Source organism: Marivivens aquimaris, from assembly GCF_015220045.1.
Lineage (GTDB): Bacteria > Pseudomonadota > Alphaproteobacteria > Rhodobacterales > Rhodobacteraceae > Marivivens > Marivivens aquimaris.
Genome location: NZ_JADBGB010000001.1, coordinates 346,911 through 367,599, shown reverse-complemented (window position 1 = coordinate 367,599; position 20,689 = coordinate 346,911). Strand labels below are relative to the sequence as shown.

19 protein-coding genes are annotated in these 20,689 nt (G+C 60.8%); 7 read left to right on the top strand and 12 right to left on the bottom strand.

All coding sequences use genetic code 11. From position 1 onward, the window contains the following. Positions 1-77 precede the first annotated feature (77 nt). A complete protein-coding gene (locus tag IF204_RS01770) occupies positions 78-512 on the top strand; it encodes a DMT family transporter (RefSeq protein ID WP_194094177.1) in 435 nt (144 codons plus the stop codon). Here the strand turns inward: IF204_RS01770 and IF204_RS01765 are convergent. From IF204_RS01765 to proS, 4 genes are all read right to left on the bottom strand, one after another. Beyond that, the gene (locus IF204_RS01765) at positions 490-1,179 is read right to left on the bottom strand and encodes an ABC transporter ATP-binding protein (RefSeq protein ID WP_194094175.1); all 690 of its coding nucleotides are present in this window, start codon (positions 1,177-1,179) and stop codon (positions 490-492) included. The genes IF204_RS01770 and IF204_RS01765 overlap by 23 nt on opposite strands. After that, on the bottom strand, positions 1,172-2,476 hold the full coding sequence (locus IF204_RS01760; RefSeq protein ID WP_194094173.1) for an ABC transporter permease: 1,305 nt from the start codon (positions 2,474-2,476) through the stop codon (positions 1,172-1,174). The genes IF204_RS01765 and IF204_RS01760 overlap by 8 nt, the downstream gene beginning before the upstream one ends. 98 nt (positions 2,477-2,574) lie before the next feature. Next, positions 2,575-3,213 (bottom strand): hypothetical protein, encoded by a 639-nt coding sequence (locus tag IF204_RS01755; RefSeq protein ID WP_194094171.1) that lies wholly within the window; start codon positions 3,211-3,213, stop codon positions 2,575-2,577. A 457-nt stretch (positions 3,214-3,670) separates the two neighbouring features. Then, positions 3,671-5,026, bottom strand: coding sequence for a proline--tRNA ligase (gene proS, locus IF204_RS01750; protein WP_194094169.1), 1,356 nt, complete (start codon positions 5,024-5,026; stop codon positions 3,671-3,673). A 176-nt stretch (positions 5,027-5,202) separates the two neighbouring features. On the opposite strand from proS, the gene IF204_RS01745 reads away from it, so the two are divergent. The 4 genes from IF204_RS01745 (at position 5,203) to IF204_RS01730 (ending at position 10,862) form a co-directional block, all read left to right on the top strand. Further along, on the top strand, positions 5,203-6,318 hold the full coding sequence (locus tag IF204_RS01745; RefSeq protein ID WP_228069017.1) for an AI-2E family transporter: 1,116 nt from the start codon (positions 5,203-5,205) through the stop codon (positions 6,316-6,318). A gap of 2 nt (positions 6,319-6,320) precedes the next feature. Beyond that, positions 6,321-6,989, top strand: coding sequence for a P-loop NTPase family protein (locus IF204_RS01740; protein ID WP_194094167.1), 669 nt, complete (start codon positions 6,321-6,323; stop codon positions 6,987-6,989). A gap of 42 nt (positions 6,990-7,031) precedes the next feature. Continuing rightward, positions 7,032-9,200 carry an RNA degradosome polyphosphate kinase gene (locus IF204_RS01735; RefSeq protein WP_194094165.1) on the top strand — a complete coding sequence of 723 codons (2,169 nt, stop codon included), beginning with the start codon at positions 7,032-7,034 and terminating at the stop codon, positions 9,198-9,200. A 111-nt stretch (positions 9,201-9,311) separates the two neighbouring features. After that, positions 9,312-10,862, top strand: a complete 1,551-nt coding sequence (locus IF204_RS01730; protein ID WP_194094163.1) for a Ppx/GppA family phosphatase — start codon at positions 9,312-9,314, stop codon at positions 10,860-10,862. Here IF204_RS01730 and IF204_RS01725 read toward each other — a convergent pair. Genes IF204_RS01725 through IF204_RS01715 form a run of 3 tightly spaced genes read right to left on the bottom strand, consistent with a single transcriptional unit; the run spans position 10,859 to position 12,954 of the window. Next, the gene (locus IF204_RS01725; RefSeq protein WP_194094161.1) at positions 10,859-11,224 is read right to left on the bottom strand and encodes a hypothetical protein; all 366 of its coding nucleotides are present in this window, start codon (positions 11,222-11,224) and stop codon (positions 10,859-10,861) included. The genes IF204_RS01730 and IF204_RS01725 overlap by 4 nt on opposite strands. Before the next feature lie 36 nt (positions 11,225-11,260). After that, a complete protein-coding gene (locus tag IF204_RS01720; protein ID WP_194094159.1) occupies positions 11,261-12,274 on the bottom strand; it encodes an endonuclease/exonuclease/phosphatase family protein in 1,014 nt (337 codons plus the stop codon). After that, a complete protein-coding gene (locus tag IF204_RS01715) occupies positions 12,271-12,954 on the bottom strand; it encodes a molecular chaperone DjiA (protein ID WP_194094157.1) in 684 nt (227 codons plus the stop codon). Before IF204_RS01715 ends, IF204_RS01720 begins: the two co-directional genes overlap by 4 nt. Positions 12,955-13,154: 200 nt before the next feature. On the opposite strand from IF204_RS01715, the gene nhaA reads away from it, so the two are divergent. Continuing rightward, positions 13,155-14,399 carry a Na+/H+ antiporter NhaA gene (nhaA, locus tag IF204_RS01710; RefSeq protein ID WP_194094155.1) on the top strand — a complete coding sequence of 415 codons (1,245 nt, stop codon included), beginning with the start codon at positions 13,155-13,157 and terminating at the stop codon, positions 14,397-14,399. A gap of 54 nt (positions 14,400-14,453) precedes the next feature. Here the strand turns inward: nhaA and scpA are convergent, their stop codons facing one another. Next, positions 14,454-16,580 (bottom strand): methylmalonyl-CoA mutase, encoded by a 2,127-nt coding sequence (gene scpA / locus IF204_RS01705; RefSeq protein WP_194094154.1) that lies wholly within the window; start codon positions 16,578-16,580, stop codon positions 14,454-14,456. 142 nt (positions 16,581-16,722) lie between these two features. Between scpA and IF204_RS01700 the strand changes: the two genes are divergently transcribed. After that, positions 16,723-17,190 carry a DUF4174 domain-containing protein gene (locus IF204_RS01700; protein WP_194094153.1) on the top strand — a complete coding sequence of 156 codons (468 nt, stop codon included), beginning with the start codon at positions 16,723-16,725 and terminating at the stop codon, positions 17,188-17,190. A gap of 40 nt (positions 17,191-17,230) precedes the next feature. Here IF204_RS01700 and IF204_RS01695 read toward each other — a convergent pair whose 3' ends face one another. The 4 genes from IF204_RS01695 to IF204_RS01680 all read right to left on the bottom strand — a co-directional run bounded on the left by IF204_RS01695 (position 17,231) and on the right by IF204_RS01680 (position 20,649). After that, positions 17,231-19,231: an acetyl-CoA carboxylase biotin carboxylase subunit gene (locus IF204_RS01695; protein WP_194094152.1), complete on the bottom strand. Its 2,001-nt coding sequence runs from the start codon at positions 19,229-19,231 to the stop codon at positions 17,231-17,233. Between the two features lie 96 nt (positions 19,232-19,327). Next, complete coding sequence (locus tag IF204_RS01690; RefSeq protein ID WP_167637640.1) at positions 19,328-19,531, bottom strand: hypothetical protein; 204 nt, start codon at positions 19,529-19,531, stop codon at positions 19,328-19,330. Positions 19,532-19,823: 292 nt separating this feature from the next. Continuing rightward, entirely contained in the window at positions 19,824-20,213 is a 390-nt protein-coding gene (locus IF204_RS01685) for a hypothetical protein (RefSeq protein ID WP_194094151.1), read from the bottom strand. 79 nt (positions 20,214-20,292) lie between these two features. Next, complete coding sequence (locus IF204_RS01680) at positions 20,293-20,649, bottom strand: DUF6497 family protein (protein WP_194094150.1); 357 nt, start codon at positions 20,647-20,649, stop codon at positions 20,293-20,295. Between the last annotated feature and the right edge of the window lie 40 nt (positions 20,650-20,689).

Below are 20,689 nucleotides of genomic sequence, written 5' to 3'. Positions count from 1 at the left end.
CGTGACTTTTGCCCTATCATCCCCCTTTGCGTGCCCCGCGTCCATATGATTATCTCGCCCCAAAGGCGGAGGACCCCATGGCCGGCAATTATCTCATCATGTTTCTGGCCGGTATCGGCATACCTCTGCTTGCGGCGCTGAATGCGGCACTTGGCCGCCACATCGGATCGCCCGCCGCTGCGGCCACGGTGCTGTTCATCGTGGCGTTCTGCGTGGCGGTGATCGTGACGCTGATGACGGGGACCGAAGGGTTCGGCAAACTGGCCTCCGCGCCCAAGCACCTGTTTGCGGCGGGGCTATTCGTGGCGTTCTACGTGCTGTCAGTGACGTGGATCGCGCCCAAGATCGGCGTGGGCAACGCGATCTTCTTGGTGCTGCTTGGGCAGATGGTCTCGGCGGCGGTGATCGACCACTTCGGCCTGCTCGGTGCGCAGGTCCGCCCGCTGAACCTGTTGCGGGCGGGCGGTCTGGCGCTCATGGTGCTCGGCCTTACGCTGGCACAGCGGGCGTAACCAGCCCCGCGTCGAGCCGCACCGTGCGGTCCATCCGCGCGGCCAGTTCGAGGTTATGCGTCGCGATGAGAGCGGACATGCCCGTGTCGCGTACCAGCTCCATCAGGGCATCGAACACCTGATCCGACGTGACCGTGTCGAGGTTGCCCGTCGGCTCGTCCGCAAGGAGGAGGCGCGGCCCGTTGGCGAGCGCACGGCAGAAAGCCACACGCTGCTGCTGGCCGCCCGAGAGCGCGGAGGGACGATGGCTGGCGCGGTCAGCGACGCCCACGCGGGCCAAAAGGTCTTTGGCGCGGGCCTCGGCCTCGCGCTGGGGCACGCCGTTCGCCAGCTGCGGAAGGACGATGTTTTCGAGCGCGGTGAACTCGGGCAGCAGGTGGTGGAACTGGTAGACGAAGCCCACATCGGCGCGGCGGATTGCTGTGCGGCGACGGTCGGGCAGGCCCGTGACGTCCTCTCCCGCGATGCTGACGGTGCCGTTGTCGGGCGTGTCGAGCAGCCCCGCGATATGCAGGAGCGTTGATTTACCCGCACCGGAGGGCGCGACGAGGGCGACGACCTCCCCCGCCCCGATGGTCAGGTCGATGCCGCGCAGCACCTGCACTTCGTTCGGTTTGCCGTGGTTGTAGCCCTTGGTGACGCCGGTCAGATTGAGGATGTCATTCATAGCGCAGCGCCTCCACAGGGTTCATACGGGCCGCGCGGCGGGCGGGCACGATGGTGACGGTCCACGACAGACCCAGCGACAGCAGCATCGCCGACAGGATGTTGGAGATGCGCAGCTCGGCAGGCAGATGATAGAGCCCGCGGATCGACGGGTCCCAGACGCCGCCGCCCGAGACATAGTTCACAAGGCTGAAAATCGGGTCGATGTAGATGGTGAAGAGCACGCCCAGGATCACCCCAGCAAGCGTCCCGACAGTGCCGATCCCTGCCCCGCAGATGAAGAACACGCGCAGGATCGACCCTTCGCTGAGGCCCATTGTGCGCAGGATGCCGATATCCCCACCCTTGTTTTTCACCAGCATGATGAGGCCGGAGATGATGTTGAGCGAAGCAATCAGCACGAGGATCGACAGGAGGACGAACATCACGTTGTCCTCGACCGTCAGCGCCCGCAGATAAGCACCCGAACTGTCCTTCCACGTCCAGACAAGCGAACGTTCCCCTGCGGCCTGCGTGATCGGACCAAGCAGCCCGTCCAGATTGTCGGGGTCCTCGACCATGACCTCGATCTCGTCCACGACGCCATCCTTGTTAAAGAACAACTGCGCGGCTTCGAGCGGCAGGTAGACGCGGGTGCGGTCGATATCCCAACGCCCAGCGGTAAAGACGTAGACCACATCATAGGTCGACACACGCGGACTGGTGCCAAACGCGGTGCGGGTCCCGTTGGGGGAGATCAGCTTGACCTTGTCGCCAATCGCCAGCCCTAACTCGCGCGCCACGCCCGAACCGATGGCAATGCCCTGCTCGAAATCGGCAATATCGCCAAAGGCTTCTTCGGGATTGGCGATGAGCGGGATGGAGTTCAGATCGGCCTCGGAAATGCCAAACACCTCGACGCCCGCGTTGGCCTGACGGAAGTTCGCCATGACCTGCCCTTTGACGATAGGGGCTGCGCGGGTGACACCGTCCACCTCGCGGATCGCTGCGGCCATATCCTCGCCGCCCCCTTCGATCACGCGGCTGACATTGCCCGCCTCGTCCACAGCGCCGGCCTGGTAGACCGTCACATGGGCATTGGCGCCAAGGATCGTATTCACGAAATCGGTGCGGAAACCCGAACGGATCGACAGCGTGGTGACCAGCGCGAACACGGCCAGCGCGATGCCCACCAGCGAAATCCATGTCATCACACTCACCCCGCCCTCTGCACGGCGAGCGCGGATGTAGCGCCAGGCGATCAGCCATTCAAAACGGGAAAACGGCGGCGTGGTGCGCGCCCGCGACTGTCCGGCCATAGAGCCTCCTTCGGGTATCGCTGGCAACTTAGAGGCAAGCACAGGCAGGTCAAGCGTCGCTGCCTTTGCCTTTGTGCCGCATTACTTGGCACAGACCCTCAATCGGAAGCCCACCAATCTTTGACTTGCCCCCATTTCTCTCCAGCTGCACTCCTTGCGGCGGCACCCCACTGTTGTGGCCGCTCAACGATGGCCGAGCCGATGGCAGACCAATCAAAATCCGGCATTTCTAGATTTTGAAATGTTTCTGCGGTTGGCATGGCCTCTTTGGCGGCCAACCAAACATCCCCAGGCGCCGATCTGGCAGCCTCCCAGACGTCGTCTTTCGAGGGAACCTCTAGACTGCAGACTGTCAACTGTTCCTCACTTGGAATGGCATCTTGATCGAACATCAGTTGCAGATCATGGATATCGATCAAATTTTGGCAAAGATCATATATCTCAAGCGCAGATGCCGAAACAATGACAGCAGTACCCCAGAATGGTACCGCCTCTGCCGGCATTGTTGAGATTTCCCTGATCGACGCCCGCTGAGCACGCTTAGCCATACGCTCGGCGGTATCCGCAGTAGCATCCTGCAACTGTGCGCGCAGAATTCGGCTTTCCGCCAATTCCGAAGTTGTTTGGGTCAACTCCGCTCTCACTTCTCGCCTTGCGGCACGCTCGACGGCGAGTTCTGAAGCATTCTCGGTTGCCTCTTGGCGAAGCTCTCGGTTTATCCGGCGTTCAGCGTCCAAGTCAGTTTGTAGTCTAGCAATATCGTCGGCCTGCCTAGTTATGAGAGATCGTGTCCCAGTGATAGAGCTTGCCATGCCAGAGGCAAAAGTGAGCAACGCCTCACTCGCGAAAAATGCAACGTTTAGCGCCAGCGATAGTATTAAAAAGGCTGACACAATCGCGAACCTCGCGACTCGCAATAACTTCCAAAAGGCTGACAACACGATCCTCGAAATAGTTATTTTTGAAATATCAAATTAGTAAATGCATTCCCGCATAGGGTGCATATTCAGCATACCCACCACTGTAGGTAAATAAAGTGCTCTAGATGTTGGCTTTAAATTAATCCGCCAATTTAGACTGACGTGCAGTAAAAATGATGGCGTATCAGCGTTGAAAGATTTGCTGGTTACATTCTGGCGGGCGATTAAATATCCCCCCAAGAAAAACGCCGCCCCAAGGGGCGGCGCTACCAGATCAGACGCCTTTCGGGTCCGGATGCTTGGCGTAGATGTCCTTGATGCGCTGGACGGCATCTGCGGGTGCCATCTCCTCGCTCTCGCCGGTGCGGCGGGACGTAACCTCGACCACACCGTTCTTGAGGCCGCGCGGGCCGACGGTGATGCGCCACGGCAGACCGATGAGGTCCATGGTCGCGAACTTGCCGCCAGCGCGCTCGTTGCGGTCGTCATAGAGCGGGTCGAGACCGGCAGCGACGAGCTCCTTGTAGAGGCTCTCGCAGGCCGCATCGGCTTCGTCATCGCCCTGCTTGAGGTTGACGATACCGACGTGGAACGGGGTGACGCCCTCGGGCCAGATGATGCCCTTGTCGTCGTGGCTGGCTTCGATGATCGCACCCAGAAGACGCGAGACGCCGATACCGTGCGAGCCCATGTGGACCGGAACCTTGTTGCCTTCGGCGTCAGCGACGGTGGCGCCCATGGCTTCGGAATACTTGGTGCCGAAGTAGAAGATCTGGCCGACCTCGATACCGCGGGCAACGCGGCGGCGCTCTTCGGGGACCTCGTTGAAGATGGCTTCGTCGTGGGTCTCGTCGGTGCGGGCGTAGCGGCTGGTGAACTCTTCCAGAACGGCTTGGCACTGTTCGCGGTTATCGTAGTCGATTTCGCGGTCGCCGAAGGTCAGTTCGGTGATCTGCGCATCATAGAACACTTCCGACTCGCCGGTTTCGGCCAGCACGAGGAATTCGTGGGTGTCGTCGCCGCCGATCGGGCCGGAGTCGGCGCGCATCGGGATCGCTTGCAGGCCCATGCGCTCATAGGTGCGCAGGTAGCTGACGAGGTGACGGTTGTAGGCGTGCAGCGCGTCCTCTTTGGTGAGGTCGAAGTTGTAGCCGTCCTTCATGTAGAATTCACGGCCACGCATGACGCCGAAGCGCGGGCGCATTTCGTCGCGGAATTTCCACTGGATCTGATAAAGGGTCAGCGGCAGGTCTTTGTAGCTGCTGATGTTGGCGCGGAAGACGTCGGTGAACATCTCTTCGGCGGTCGGCGAGAAGAGCATGTCGCGGTCTTGGCGGTCCTTCATGCGCAGCATTTCGGGGCCGTATGCATCATAGCGGCCCGACTCGCGCCAGAGGTCGGCGGATTGCAGGGTCGGCATCTGCATCGGGATGTGACCGGCGCGGATCTGTTCGTCGTGGACGATGTTTTCGATCTTGCGCAGCACTTTGAAGCCGAGCGGCAGCCACGAATAGATACCTGCCGACTGCTGCTTGATCATACCAGCACGCAGCATGAGGCGGTGCGATACGATTTGCGCTTCGGCAGGGTTTTCCTTCAGCACGGGCAGAAAATAGCGGCTCAGACGCATGGGCAGACCTTTGAAACAGTAGTTTGGAAGCGGTTTACGCAAGCGCGAAGGGGCAAGCAAGCATGGAAACCTGCTGCGGGGCCGCGCTTTGGCGCGCAAATGTCGCCCAGCCGTTGCAAAGGGTTGTAAAAACCTGCCGGAACGGGGAATTACTGGGTAACGAAAGGCGGGCGCTTATGACGGTCAAAGAACAGATGAAATACTGGGGGATCGCCGCGCTTGTGCTCGTGCTGGCGCTCTATTTCCTCGGTAACGTGATCCTGCCGTTCGTTTTGGGCGGCGCCATTGCCTATGTGCTCGACCCGCTGGCGGACCGACTGGAGCGTCTGGGCCTCAGCCGTGCGATGTCCGTGGCGGTGATTACCATCGTCGCGACGGTGATTTTCGTGCTGCTGGTGCTGCTGATTATTCCGGTTCTGGTGCAGCAGACGGGATCGCTGTTCACCTTTATCGGCGCCTCGGTCGAAAAGACGCCTGAGGCCATTGCCCGCCTCGATGACTGGCTGGCGCGGAATGTCCCGATCCTTGCCGAGAATAACATCAACGTCGCCGACCAACTGCGCCGTGCTGCCGATGTCGTGCAGGCGAAGGGTGGCGATCTGCTGAACACGATCCTGACCTCTGCGATGAGCCTGATTAACGTGCTGGTCCTGCTGGTCGTCGTGCCTGTGGTGGCTGTCTATTTGCTTTACGATTGGGACAATATGACCGCGAAGGTGGACGAGCTTCTGCCCCGCGATCACGTCTCCCGCATCCGCCAGATTGCCCGTGATATCGACCGCACTCTTGCGTCGTTCATTCGCGGTCAGGGTCTGGTGTGCCTGATCCTCGGTATCTTTTATGCCGTGAGCCTGATGGCCGTAGGGCTCCAGTTCGGGCTGATCGCCGGTGCTGTGGCGGGGCTGCTGACGTTTATTCCCTACGTCGGCGCGCTGGTTGGCGGTGTGCTGTCCATTGGCCTTGCGCTCTTCCAGTTCTGGGGACCGCTGGAGGTTGACGGCGAAACCGTTCGCCAAGGCACCGACTGGTTCCGCATCGGCATGGTCGCAGGCATTTTCGCGCTCGGCCAGTTCCTCGAAGGTAACTTCCTGACGCCGAAACTGGTCGGCAGCTCGGTCGGTCTGCATCCTGTCTGGCTGATCTTTGCCCTGTCGGTCTTCGGCACGATGTTCGGCTTTGTGGGCATGTTGGTCGCAGTTCCCGTGGCCGCATGTATTGGCGTCATCGCGCGTCATGCGGTAGAGAGCTACAAGGATGGCCGACTCTACAAAGGTCACACCGACCAAGAATAAGAATGAAGCAGCAACTCGCCTTTGATCTACCCGCCAACGTTTCGCTGGGGCCGGATGACTTTTTCGTCTCCGTGGCTAATGCGAAGGCGTACGTGATGATCATGGCCCCCGAAAGCTGGATCGAGAGCAAACTTGCGATCATCGGGCCTCCGGGGAGCGGGAAAAGCCATCTCGCCCGCGTGTTCCAGCACCAGCGCGATGCACTCGTGTTCTCGGCCGATGCGCTGGACAGCGACATGCCGCTGCCGAATTTCCCTGTGGTGATCGAAGACGCCGAGCGTATTACGCCCGATGGCGAAGAGGCGCTGTTCCACATCCACAACCACATGAAGCAGCGCCGTCTGCCGCTTCTGCTGACATCATCGCTGGCCCCCGGTCGCTGGCCGATCGCCCTGCCCGATCTGGCGAGCCGTATGCAGGCAACCTCGACCGTGCAAATCGACGATCCGGATGATCGCCTGCTCGCCGCGGTCCTGATGAAGCAGTTCGCCGACCGCCAGCTCATGCCCAAACCCCACGTGATCACCTATATCGCGTCACATATCGAACGGTCGTTTGCAGCGGCCTCGGACATCGTCAACCGGATGGATTCGGAGGCGCTCTATAACGGGGCGCGACTGAACATCCCGCTGGCCCGCCGCTTGCTGGACATCAAGGACGATAGCGAGTGATAATGTCATGATTACGTTGCATTCATACAGCAGAAGCAGCACATGACCCTTGCCGATTTCCTGAATTCTCCTTTCCCCGAAGCCATCGAGTCCTCCGTCGATCTCGAAGGGCCTTCGCGTTATTTTAACCGCGAACTTTCGTGGCTGGCCTTCAACTGGCGCGTTCTGGAAGAAGCCGAGAACCCCAAAGTGCCGCTGCTGGAGCGCCTGCGGTTCCTGTCGATTTCGGCAACCAACCTCGATGAATTCTACACTGTCCGTGTGGCGGGTCTGCGCGAACTGGCGATGGTCGGCAACACCACCCCGTCGATGGACGGCCTGACGCCCGCAGAGCAGCTTTCGCTGATCGACCTCGATGCGCGAAGCCTGATGGGCCGTCAGCAGTTGAGCCTCAACCAGATCAAGGATGAACTGGCCGAGGAAGGCATTCACATTCTCACCCGCGACGAGACCAAGAAAGAGGACCAGAAATTCCTTGAGGACGTGTTCCTCAATCAGGTTTTTCCGGTTCTGTCGCCGATGGCCGTGGACCCTGCGCACCCCTTCCCGTTCATTCCGAACACCGGTTTTGCGCTGGCGCTGGAGCTTGAACGCACCGCCGACAAGCGCCGCTTGCGTGCGCTGCTCCCCGTGCCCAACCAGATCCCGCGCTTCATCCGCCTGCCCGGCAACGACTCCGAACGGTTCCTACCGCTGGAGGAGTTGCTGCTTCTCCAGATCACGCAGCTCTTCCCCGGCTACAAGATCCAAGGCGACTGCGCGCTGCGCGTCCTACGTGACAGCGACCTTGAAGTTGAAGAAGAAGCCGAAGACCTCGTGCGCGAGTTCGAGGTGGCGCTGAAGCGTCGCCGCCGCGGTGAGGTCGTGCGCCTCCAGCTTTCGGCGGGCGCGCCGAAGGGTCTGCGCGATATGATCATGGAAGAGCTCATGGTCAGCCACAACGAGGTCGTCGAGGTCGACGGTCTGATCGGCAAAGCCGACCTGAAGGAGCTCGTGCTCGACAGCCGCACCGATCTGCTGTGGCCGCCCTACACGCCGCGCATCCCAGAGCGCGTGAAGGACCACCACGACGATATGTTCGCGGCGATCCGCCAGAAGGACATGCTGCTGCACCACCCCTACGAGACCTTCGATATGGTGGTACGCTTCCTCAAGCAGGCAGCGGCGGACCCCGATGTCGTGGCGATCAAACAGACGCTCTATCGTACCTCTAAACGCTCCCCAATCGTGGAGGCGCTTTGCGAGGCGGCAGAGGACGGCAAGTCGGTCACTGCGCTTGTGGAACTCAAAGCCCGTTTCGACGAGGCCGCCAACATCCGCCAGTCGCGCCGTCTGGAACGCGCCGGCGCGCATGTGGTTTACGGGTTCACCCAGTACAAAACCCACTGCAAGATCAGCACCGTGGTGCGCCGCGAGGGTGACCAGCTCGTCACCTACACGCACTACGGCACGGGCAACTATCATCCGATCACCGCGAAGATTTACACCGACCTTTCGTTCTTTACCTGCGATGCCCAACTGGGCCGCGACGCGACCAAGGTGTTCAACTACCTGTCGGGCTACGTGCAGCCTGTGGGCCTTGAAAACCTCGCGATTTCACCGATCGGGCTGAAGCAGAGCCTGCTCGACAACATCGCGCGAGAGATCGAATTCGCGAAGGCGGGCAAGCCTGCGGTGATCTGGGCGAAGATGAACAGCCTCATCGAAGAGGACGTCATCAACGCACTCTATGAAGCCTCGCAAGCGGGCGTGAAAATCAGCCTCGTCGTGCGCGGCATTTGCGGTGTGCGTCCAGGGATCAAAGGTCTGTCGGAGAACATCCGCGTCAAATCCATCGTGGGCCGGTTCCTTGAACACAGCCGCATCGTCTGCTTCGGCAACGGCAGCGGCCTGCCGTCGAAAAACTGCTCTGTCTTCATCTCGTCCGCCGACTGGATGGGCCGGAACCTCAACCGCCGTGTGGAAACGCTGGTGGAGATCAAGAACCCGACCGTCAAAGCGCAGATCGTCAGCCAGATCATGGCCGCCAACATGGCCGACACCGCGCAAAGTTGGGTGATGGGGCCGGACGGGAAATTCACCCGCGCCGAAGTGCCCGAAGGCGAGTTCGCGTTCAACTGCCACAGGTTCTTCATGGAGAACCCGTCGCTGTCCGGTCGCGGCTCTGCTGGCGCGAAGGACGTGCCGCAATTAACCCACACTCAGGACTAACCCCTTGACCTAAAGGGTAGTCCGACACAATTCCGATAGTGTAAGGATTGTCAGGGGAGAACGGTTTGCTGCCGTTCTTCCTTCTGGAACGACCGACTTTAGAGGGCCTGTATGACAGATACCGCCAATGCCGACGAGGAGTGGGGACCGTTTGGCAGACCGCTGTTCGATGACCCCGAAGTTCGCGACAGCCTCGCAAAAGTTGGCGTTCTGGACGTTGGTTCGAACTCTGTGCGTATGGTCGTCTTTGACGGCGCGGCGCGGAGCCCTGCGTATTTCCACAACGAAAAGGTTATGGCCGGCCTCGGCTCTGGCCTCAAGGAATCAGGCCGCCTGAACCCCGCTGGCCGCAAGCGCGCTGTGGAGGCCATCGGCCGTTTCGCGGCGCTGGCCAAGAATATGGGTGTATCTCCGCTTGCGACCGTGGCGACCGCTGCGGTCCGCGAAGCCGAAGACGGCCCCGATTTCTGCCGCGAGGTGCTGGAGAAAACTGGCGTGAAGCTGCACGTCATCGACGGCGAGGAAGAAGCTCGCCTGTCGGCGCAAGGCGTTTTGCTGGGCTGGCCGGGATCGTACGGCCTTGTGTGCGATATCGGCGGCTCCTCGATGGAGCTTGCAAACCTGCGCGACGGTGAGGTGGGGAAGCGCGTGACCTCGCCGCTTGGTCCGCTGAAGCTGAACAACTTCACGAACAAAAAAGAGCTGAAAGTCTACGTCAAAGAAGTCATCGCCGACCTTCACGACAAGATGGACAACCAGACGGGAATGCGTCTGTTCCTCGTGGGTGGTTCGTGGCGTGCGATCGGCCGCGTGGATATGGAGCGTCGCGGGTATCCCCTGCTGGTCATGCACGAGTACCGCATGACCTCGCGCAGCATTTCGACGACGACCGATTACATCAACTCGGCCAACCTCGACGATCTGCGTGACCGCTGCGGGATTTCGAACGACCGTATGACGCTGGTGCCCTTTGCGACCGTGGTTCTTAAAGAACTGGTGCGCGTGTTCAAACCCAAGGACATTACCATTTCGGCCTACGGTATCCGCGAAGGGATGCTTTACGAGCAGATGCCTGCGGAACTGCGCGAACGTGACCCGCTGATCGAAGCGAGCCGCTTTGTAGAGGCCAAAGACGCCCGCCTGCCCGGTTTCGGCAAAATCCTCTATGATTTCGTGACGCCGCTGTTCCCGAATGCCAACTGGCAGAAACAACGGATCATCAAGGCCGCGACGCTGCTGCATGACGTGTCATGGCGCGCCCACCCCGATTACCGCGATGAAGTGGCGTTCGACAACGCGACCCGCGCGAACCTTGGCGGGCTGAAGCATGAGGACCGCGTGTACCTCGGCCTTGCGCTGTTCCACCGCTATGCGGGCAAAATCCAAGGCTCGCGCCTTGAGCCGATGATGAAGCTGCTCGACGAGGACCAGATCCGCGAGGCGAAAATCCTTGGCCGCGCGCTGCGTCTGGGCGCGATGCTCTGGCTGCACGGCGACGAACAGGTTGGCGAACTCAAGTGGCGTCCGAAAAAGCGCGACCTTGAACTGGTGCTATCGAAAGAAGCCGAAAGCATGTGGGGCGAGGTTCCGCAATCGCGGCTCAAGAGCCTCGGCAAAGCGATGGACGCAACCGACGTCCGCGTGAAATTCCAGAAGTCTTAAAGCTCGATATCGTCCTCACGCGGCTCCCATGGGGTCGCGTCTGGGCGGCGGCGGATGATGATGTCGCCGTTCGGCAGCACTTCGGGCGCTTCGTAGTTACGGATATCGTCGATCCGGTCGAGCATGTCCGAAAGTGCCGGCCCCATTTCGTTGACCAGCTCGGCCATCTTGGGTCCGAATTCGTCGCCCAGCGCCTGTAGATCGCTGATCGCAGGCTCCATTTCGTTCATCAGTCCGCGAAAGAACAGACGCGCGCCTTGGTCGATGAGGCTGAGGCCGTCCGACATCTCCTCGTCATCGGCGGCATGGGCCGGAATGGCAAGGACGGCGGTCGTGGCGAGTATGGCGATAAAGCGTTTCATGAGCTGCGATATAGGGTGCCGAAGCGCCGCGCCAAATCACAAATCTAGGTCGATGGTCACAGGGAAATGGTCTGACGCGTCAATCAGCGCCTCACGCAGTTCGGGATCGTCGAAACAAGCGGGATTGTCGAAGGGGTGCCAGATGCGCCAGCGCGGGATGGCTTTGGTCAGTTCGGGCGAGATCATGATGTAGTCGAGCAGCGCCTGAAGGTAGGTGCCATCCGGCCCGATCTTGAACCGCGAGGTGGAGGGCAGCGCCCCGACCCGCCTGCTGAGCGCCATTTTGGCGTGGGGATCGTAGAGCGGAATGCTATCGCCCTCGCCCAGCACGACCTCGATCCCCGAATGGCCGAAGAGCTTTTCGTACTCGTCCAGCCCCGGACCGTCGTTGAAGTCGCCCATGACGATCAGGTCTTCGCCTGCCGCCAGCACCTGATCGACGCGGCGGCGGAGCCAGACGCATTGCGCGAGCTGCTTGCGGCGGTTCTCGATCGCGATGCGCATGGCCTCGGCTTCGTTGCGGGCACCGTGCGGGGCTTTGGATTTGGCGTGGACACCGATGAGCCGCAGCTTGCGACCCGAAGGCACCGTCGCCGCGATTTCCAAGGGCGGTTTGGACCATGTCACCAGTTCGGGATGTGCGTCCGTATCAAGGTCGAAGCTGAACGCGCCGTCGAAGCGCGGCGCTTTGGGGTCATCCAGTTCGCCCTGCGGATCGTGGGCCACGCTGATCGCGGCAGGACCGTAGAGCAGCGCGATTTCCTGCTGGGTGTCGTTCTCGAACCCGAGGAGCGCTTTGCTCGTGCGCAGATCGTAGTGCGCCGCGAACCCCTCCAGCGCGCGGACGGTCGAGCGGCGGCGGTTCTCGTCCGGCGCTTCGATCAGCATGATCGCATCGGCATCCATTGCTTTGAACACACTGGCAATAGCGGCGAGCTGGCGGTTCCGTTTGACGTTGTAGCGACCCGACCAGCGGTCGTCGTCCAGCATGTTGCCAGCGTTGTCGAAGAGGTTGTTGAACCACTCGACGTTATAGGTGGCAAACCTCATGCGGCGGCTTTGCCGTTGATCTCTTCCCACGCGCGGTTGACGTCGATGAGGCGGCGTTCGGCCAGTTTGATCGCTTCCTGCGGAACACCGCGGGCGAGCATCCGGTCGGGATGGTTGTCGCGGACCGCGTTGCGCCACGCCTTGCGGATGTCGGCAATCGGGGTCTGCGGGGTCACGCCCAGCACGTCATAAGGATCGCGTTCGGCATCATCCACAAAACGGGCGCGGATCACGCGGAAGCAGCGTTCGTCAAAGCCGAAAATCTCGGCCACACTGCGCAGGAACTGGTCTTCGGCATCGTGATACTCGCCGTCGGCCAGCGCGATGTGGAAGAGCCCCTCCATCAGATCGCGGAGCGGCTGGGCGTCGTCCTGAAACATGCGGGCGATGCGGCGGGCGTAGTCCTCGTATCCTGCAACGTCCTGACGGGCGAGGTTGAAGACTTTCGCCGCATTCGCCTCGTCCGCCTGATTGATCGCGAACACCTCGCGGAAGGCGGTGACCTCGTCGCGGGTTACAAGACCGTCCGCCTTCGCCATTTTGGCGCCCAGCGCGATGACAGCAATCGCAAAGCCGACGGACTTTTCCGGCGGGTTGCGCAGCTTGTCGAACACCGCAGCCAGCCCTTCGCCGTGGCGAAGTGCGGAGATGGCGTCAGCAATGCGGGACCAGATCGACATAACGGCATCTACACCATTCAGTTCAGCTAATTACCAGAGCCGTCTTTTTGACGCGACCTCTCGTCACATGAAAGAGCTAAATGACCCAGATTTCCACGGTTTTTGTGCGCACATGCGACGAAGTTCCCAAGATCACCTATTGATGACGAGAGGCTCACGCATAAGTCACTACGATAGATCACACAAACGACCGGATACTTATGTCACTTGCATCTGCACTCGACCGCTTTTTCCGCCACGACGCGGCAGGCGGTATCGTCCTAATGGTTTCGGCCGTGCTTGCGCTGATCGTCGCCAACTCTGCGCTGACGGACACCTACCACGGAATCCTCAACACATATTTCGCCGTAACATTCGGCGGAGACGGCATTGAAAAAGCGTTGATATTATGGATCAACGACGGCTTGATGGCCATTTTCTTCTTCCTCATCGGCCTCGAACTCAAACGCGAGATGCTGGAAGGGAAGCTGAAGAACCCGCGTGATGTCATCCTTCCGGGTGCTGCGGCTATCGGCGGTATGGCGATGCCTTCGCTGATTTACGCGATCATCAACTGGTCCAACCCCGAGACGATCCACGGCTGGGCGATCCCCGCCGCGACCGACATCGCGTTTGCGGTCGGCGTCATGGCGCTCCTCGGCAACCGCATTCCTGCGGCGTTGAAGGTGTTCCTGCTGACGCTGGCGATCCTCGACGACCTCGGTGCGATCCTGATCATTGCGATGTTCTACACCGCCGACCTGAAGGTCGATTACCTGTTCCTCGCGCTGCTGCCGCTGGCTGGCCTGTGGTACCGCAACTGGAAGGGCTACCACCGCGTTGCGCCGTCCATTCTGCTCGGTATCATCCTGTGGATTTTCGTGCTGAAGTCGGGTGTCCACGCCACACTGGCCGGTGTCATCACTGCGTTCTTCATCCCGCTGAAGGATAAATACGGCAAGTCGCCGCTCCACGCGATCGAGGACTCGCTGTCCGATTACGTGTTCTTCCTGATCGTGCCGATCTTCGCCTTCGCCAACGCAGGCGTCGTGCTGACCGGCATCACGTGGGATCAGGTGTTCTCGCCGGTCGTCATCGGCATCGTGCTGGGTCTCTACTTCGGCAAGAAGATCGGTGTCTTCGGCATGACATGGATCTTGGTGAAAACGGGCATCGCAAAGCTGCCCTACGGTGTCACCTGGCGCCATATTTACGGGGTCAGTTGCCTTGCGGGTATCGGTTTCACAATGTCGCTGTTCATCGGTGGCCTGAGCTTCGGTGACGGCAGCATCTACATGAACGAAGTCCGCATCGGTGTGCTCGCGGGTTCGATCCTGTCGGCGATCACCGGATTTATTGTGCTGCGCAGCATTCCGGTGGCCAAGGCTGAAAAGGCCGACCGCGCTGATCCACATGCCGACGCTGACGCCAAAGAGAGCCCTGTTGTGCAAGGCGGCAGCCACTAACGGCCCGCCCCGCTCTGAAACGAAAAGCCCCGCCGGATTGGCGGGGCTTTTTTGTTAGGCGCGGGTGTCGCGGATGATCTGGAGGATGTCCTCCGCCGCTTTGGGGATGTTCGTCCCCGGACCGAAGATGGCTTTGACCCCGCTGTCATAGAGGAACTGGTAGTCCTGCTGCGGGATCACGCCGCCGCAGATGACGATGATGTCGTCTGCGCCTGCGTCCTTCAGCGCCTGCACCAGCTGCGGTGCGAGGGTTTTGTGACCAGCCGCCTGCGACGAGATACCAACCACGTGGACGTCGTTGTCGATGGCGTCCTGCGCGGCCTCTGCGGGGGTCTGGAACAGCGGGCCTACGTCAACGTCAAAGCCGATATCGGCAAAGGCGGTGGCGATGACCTTGGCGCCGCGGTCGTGTCCGTCCTGCCCCATCTTGACCACGAGCATACGCGGGCGGCGGCCTTCTTCTTCGGCAAAGGCTTCGACCGACCTCTGGATCGCCGCGAAACCTTCGTCGCCTTCGTAAGCTGCGCCATAGACACCAGCGAGGGTTTTGACCTCGGCGCGGTGACGACCGAATTCCTTCTCCATTGCCATGCTGATTTCTCCCACGGTGGCACGGGCACGGGCGGCGTCGACGGCAGCCTCGAGCAGATTGCCGCCTTCCTTGGCGCGGCGGGTCAGTTCTTCCAGAGTGGCCTGACATGCGGCTTCGTCACGGTTCGCACGGGTGCGCTCGATACGGGCGACCTGCGCTTCGCGGACGGCGCGGTTGTCGATGTCGAGGATGTCGATCGGCTCTTCCTTGGCGAGGCGATATTTGTTCACGCCGACGATGACTTCGTCGCCGCGGTCGATCATCGCCTGACGCTTGGCGGCGCTTTCCTCGATGCGGAGTTTGGGCATACCCGAGGCCACGGCCTTGGTCATACCGCCCATTTCCTCGACTTCTTCGATCAGCTTCCACGCTTCTTCGGCCAGTTGTGCGGTGAGGCTTTCGACGTAGTAGGAACCTGCCAGCGGATCGACGACGTTGGTGACGCCAGTCTCTTCTTGCAGGATCAGCTGGGTATTGCGGGCAATGCGGGCCGAAAACTCGGTCGGCAGCGCAATCGCTTCGTCCAGCGCGTTGGTGTGCAGCGACTGGGTGCCGCCCAGCGCGGCGGCCATCGCCTCATAAGCGGTGCGAACCACGTTGTTGTAGGGGTCCTGTTCCTGAAGCGACACGCCCGAGGTCTGGCAGTGGGTGCGAAGCATCGACGAACCCGGCTTCTGCGGATTGAACTCCGACATGATACGGTGCCACAGCAGACGGGCAGCGCGCAGCTTGGCCGCTTCCATGAAGAAGTTCATGCCGATGGCAAAGAAGAACGACAGGCGCGGTGCGAACTTGTCGACGTCCATGCCTGCAGCAATCGCTGTGCGCACGTACTCGCGGCCATCAGCGAGCGTGTAGGCAAGCTCCTGCACGAGGTTCGCGCCAGCTTCCTGCATGTGGTAGCCGGAGATCGAGATCGAGTTGAACTTCGGCATCTCGTTCGAGGTGTATTCGATGATGTCCGCAATGATCCGCATCGAGGCTTCGGGCGGGTAAACGTAGGTGTTGCGGACCATGAACTCCTTGAGGATGTCGTTCTGGATCGTGCCGGACAGCAGGCTGCGGTCGACGCCCTGCTCTTCTCCGGTGACGATGAAGTTGGAGAGGATCGGAATAACCGCGCCGTTCATGGTCATGGAAACCGAAATCTGGTCGAGCGGGATGCCATCGAACAGGATCTTCATGTCCTCGACGCTGTCGATGGCCACGCCTGCTTTGCCCACGTCACCTTCAACGCGCGGGTGGTCGCTATCGTAGCCACGGTGTGTCGCGAGGTCGAAGGCGACCGAGACGCCCTGCTGACCTGCGGCGAGCGCCTTGCGGTAGAAGGCGTTCGACTCCTCGGCGGTGGAGAAACCCGCGTACTGGCGGATCGTCCACGGACGGCCTGCGTACATGGTGGCGCGGGGGCCGCGTGTGAACGGCGCTTCGCCCGGCATGGAGCCAAGGTGCTCAAGGCCCTCGGTGTCTTCAGCCGTGTAGAGCGGCTTGACCGGAATACCCTCAAGCGTGTTCCACACCAGATCGTCCGGCGAACGGCCCTTGAGTTCCTTTTCGGCCATTGCGGCCCAAGTGTCCTTGTTACCCATTCTCCGTCCTCCGTGAACAGGGGCGCAGGGTGCGCCGCAAATGCAAAGTCAGACCGCCGGTTGGGCGGTTTGCGAAATTTGTCGCACCAAAAGGGAATTTGCCCTCTTAGCGTTGGGCACCAAGATGCCTATATTGAGCGGTATGAAGCACTTACTCGCGCTTGCACTTTGTTGCGCTTTGCCCGCCTTTGCCTCGGCACAGGACGCGCAGGACCCGCCGCTGCTGGAACAGTGGCAGGAAAATCCGTTGCAGATATTCGACGCGGCAGACGTCGATCCGGACGCGCTGATGTGGCGCGCGCGGATCGTGGTCGTCTTTGCCGAAACCACGTTCGATCCGCAGTACCAGGAACAGGTGGCGCTGCTGCTCGAAGACATGGGCGAGCTGGCGGAACGCGATGTGATCGTCGTGACCGATGCCGAACCGGACGAACGCAGCCCTTTGAGGTCGAAGCTTCGTCCGCACGGGTTTGCAATGGTGCTGATCGATAAGGACGGACGCGTTGCCTTGCGCAAGCCCGCACCGTGGGAAGTCCACGAGATCACACGGACCATCGACCGCTCCCCGCTGCGAATGCAGGAAGCAGGCTCGGTCCGTATCGGACGGTAAGCCCGCCGGAGCGGGCCCTTAATATGTCCGCCCTGCCCGATCACTCGAATTCGATGATTACGTCGTCCACGGCGAGGCTATCGCCCGCTGTGGCATTGACCTGCTTGACCACACCTCGGCGTTCAGCGCGAAGGATGTTTTCCATCTTCATCGCCTCGACGGTGCAGAGTGCCTGCCCTTCCTGAACCTCTTCGCCGACCTCGACGTTGATCTTCACGATCAGACCCGGCATCGGGCAGAGCAGCAGCTTCGAGGTATCGGGCGGCAGTTTCTCCGGCATCAGCTTGGCCAGTTCGGCCTGACGCGGAGTACGGACGTGGACCTTGAGGTCGGCGCCGCGCAGACGGATGCGGAAACCGTGGGTGATCTTATCGACCTTCAGGACGAGGCTTTCACCGCCAACCGTCAAGCGCGCAAGGCTATCGCCCGGTGTCCAGTCGCTTTCGACGCGCATGGTCTTGCCGTTGATCGTAACGTTCGAGCCATCTTTGTCGGCGTCGATGTCGAGCACGAATTCCTGCCCCTGAACAGCGACGTGCCATTCGGTGCCAACGCGGCGCTCGTGGTTGCTCATGCGGCCCGAGACACGGGTACGCCGGATTTCAGCGACGCGGTTCATGGCGGCAGCGGCGGCTGCGACCTTGATCAGATCGGCCTCCGGCAGTGTCACGCCTTCAAAGCCCTCGGGGTATTCTTCGGCGATGAACGCGGTGGTCATGTTGCCCGAAGTGAAGCGCTCGTGATCCATCACGGCAGCGACGAACGGCAGGTTGTGACCGATGCCTTCGACTTCGAACGTATCGAGAGCCACGCGCATTTCCTCGATCGCGTCGGCACGGGTTTCACCCCACGTGCAGAGCTTCGCGATCATCGGGTCATAGTACATGCTGATTTCGCCGCCCTCGTAGACGCCGGTGTCGTTGCGCACGATGCCGCCGGTCTGGCTCTGGCCCTCGACGGGCGGACGGTAGCGGGTCAGGCGGCCGATGGACGGCAGGAAGTTGCGGTACGGGTCTTCGGCATAGAGGCGGTTTTCGATGGCCCACCCGTTGATCTTCAGGTCTTCCTGCTTGAACGGCAGGGTCTCACCGTTAGCGACACGGATCATCTGCTCGACAAGGTCGATGCCGGTGATGAGTTCGGTCACGGGGTGTTCCACCTGAAGGCGGGTGTTCATTTCGAGGAAGTAGAAGTTGCGGTCGCCATCGACGATGAATTCGACGGTACCGGCAGAGGCGTAGCCCACGGCCTTGGCCAGCGCGACGGACTGTTCGCCCATGGCCTTGCGGGTGGCTTCATCGAGGAACGGCGACGGGGCCTCTTCGACGACTTTCTGGTTACGGCGCTGGATCGAGCATTCACGCTCATGCAGGTAGACAGCATTGCCGTGCTGGTCGGCGAGCACCTGAATTTCGATGTGGCGCGGCTGCGTGACGAATTTTTCGATAAAGATACGGTCGTCACCAAAGCTGTTGGCGGCTTCGTTCTTGGACGACTGGAACCCTTCGCGGGCTTCTTCGTCGTTCCACGCGATACGCATCCCCTTACCGCCGCCACCTGCGGAGGCTTTGATCATCACCGGATAACCGATCTGGTTCGAGATTTTGACGGCTTCGTCGGCGTCCTCGATCAGACCCATGTAGCCCGGAACGGTGCTAACCTGAGCGTCCTGCGCGATTTTCTTGGAGGTGATCTTGTCACCCATCGCTTCGATCGCGCCAACCGGCGGGCCGATGAACGCAACGCCAGCGGCCTCCAGAGCCTCGGCGAACTTCGGGTTCTCCGACAGGAAGCCATAACCCGGATGAACTGCCTCTGCGCCGGTGTCCTTGATCGCCTGCATGATCTTGTCGATCACGATGTACGACTGGTTCGCGGGCGGCGGGCCGATGTGGACAGCTTCGTCGGCCATCTGCACATGCAGCGCGTTCTTGTCGGCGTCCGAGTAAACGGCGACGGTCTTGATGCCCATTTTGCGGGCCGTCTTGATGACACGACAGGCGATCTCGCCGCGGTTGGCGATCAGGATCTTCTTGAACATGCGCAGGGGTCCTTTGAATGCAAAACCGCCGCAGGGACGGAATGGTCCCTACGGCGGTCAGGTGAAGTCAGACGTCCCGAAGGACGCGAAATCTTATCAGTTACAAACCGACGAGTAGTTCGAGCAGGTAACGCCGATTGCGCCGCCAGCGACTGCGCCGACTGCCGGATCAACGTTGGTCTGGCCAGCGACGACAGCGCCAGCGGTTGCGCCAGCGAGGCCGCGCTCGAGGTCGGTGTCGAGACATGCCGAGAGGCCGAGAGTTGCGACTGCGGCGACAATCCAAGTTGCTTTGAACATCTGTAAATACCCTTCTGATGGTTGGAAGGATAACAGTATCGGGAACCATTGAGTTCCGCAGTGATGGAACTTTTTTTGCGCGGCTCTCCGCCAGCGGGCATCCACAGATCCGGCCCGCTAACTGGAGAAACAGGCCGGATCGTGGAAGGGAAACGTTCGGAAACGTGTGCATCCAAGGATGCAGAGACATGTTGGCACGCCTTGGACGGTGTCCCAATGGCGTTTTGCTCACCCCCCTGCGGGTGGGCCGTATTTTGCCGAGCCTCGAAGGACGTCGGCCAAAGCGTGCCGATCAGTCCCATTCCTCGTCATCCTCTTCGAAGAAGTCGGCGCCCTCGTCGAACACCGCCGGAAAGCTGATCTTCGCTTTGGCGACGTCGATGCGCAGCATCGCTTCATAATCTTTGGGGTCGAACGCGTCCTTGTCGACGACCACGACCTCGCGGCCCAACAGCCAGCCCAGACGGCCCGCATCGAGGTTACCGCGCTCGAACGGCTCTTCGCCGAAGTGGTGCCACAGGGCAGCCATGAAACCTTCGTCCGCCTTTTTGTCGGCATGACGGCGGTCGCGGAAACGTTCGCGAGCCACGAGCGGGGTCACACCGCGCGGGTTGGCGCGGCGGATGGTGAACTGGAAGTCCGAGGACGGAAGGCGAGAAGGGAAGCCACGGTGCTTGTGCATCAGATGGCCTCCTTGCGGAAGGTGAGCGCGTTCAGCGTCGAATAGGTCATGATCGGCCTCGCATGATTGAAGAGAGTCATCAGAATGGCTCCCACATGCACCGACCGTCTTCAATTGTGTAGGCCTCAAAAAACTGAACGACCTCCGGAGCGACCGCTCCAAGGGGCAAAGCCTGCGACGAAAGCGATACGACAGCGCGGTTCAGGCCGCTCGGCACCTCCCCCGCAGTGGTTTCGCAAAGGGCAGTCATATCGGCGGCGATCAGATCGTAATCCGTATCCGCTGCCAGACCGTCCGACATGAAACGGAAACGCACGAGCGTTTCTTCGGGAAGCGTTTCAAACAGCGTTGCGGACGCACCCGACGGAAGCGCGATGTCTTGCGCTCCTGCCGCGGTGGCGCAAACCACTGCCATGAAAACCCCGAAACGTTTCACTGTCTTCTCCCTGAATTTGTGCGGGGAGGCTCGAAGCGCT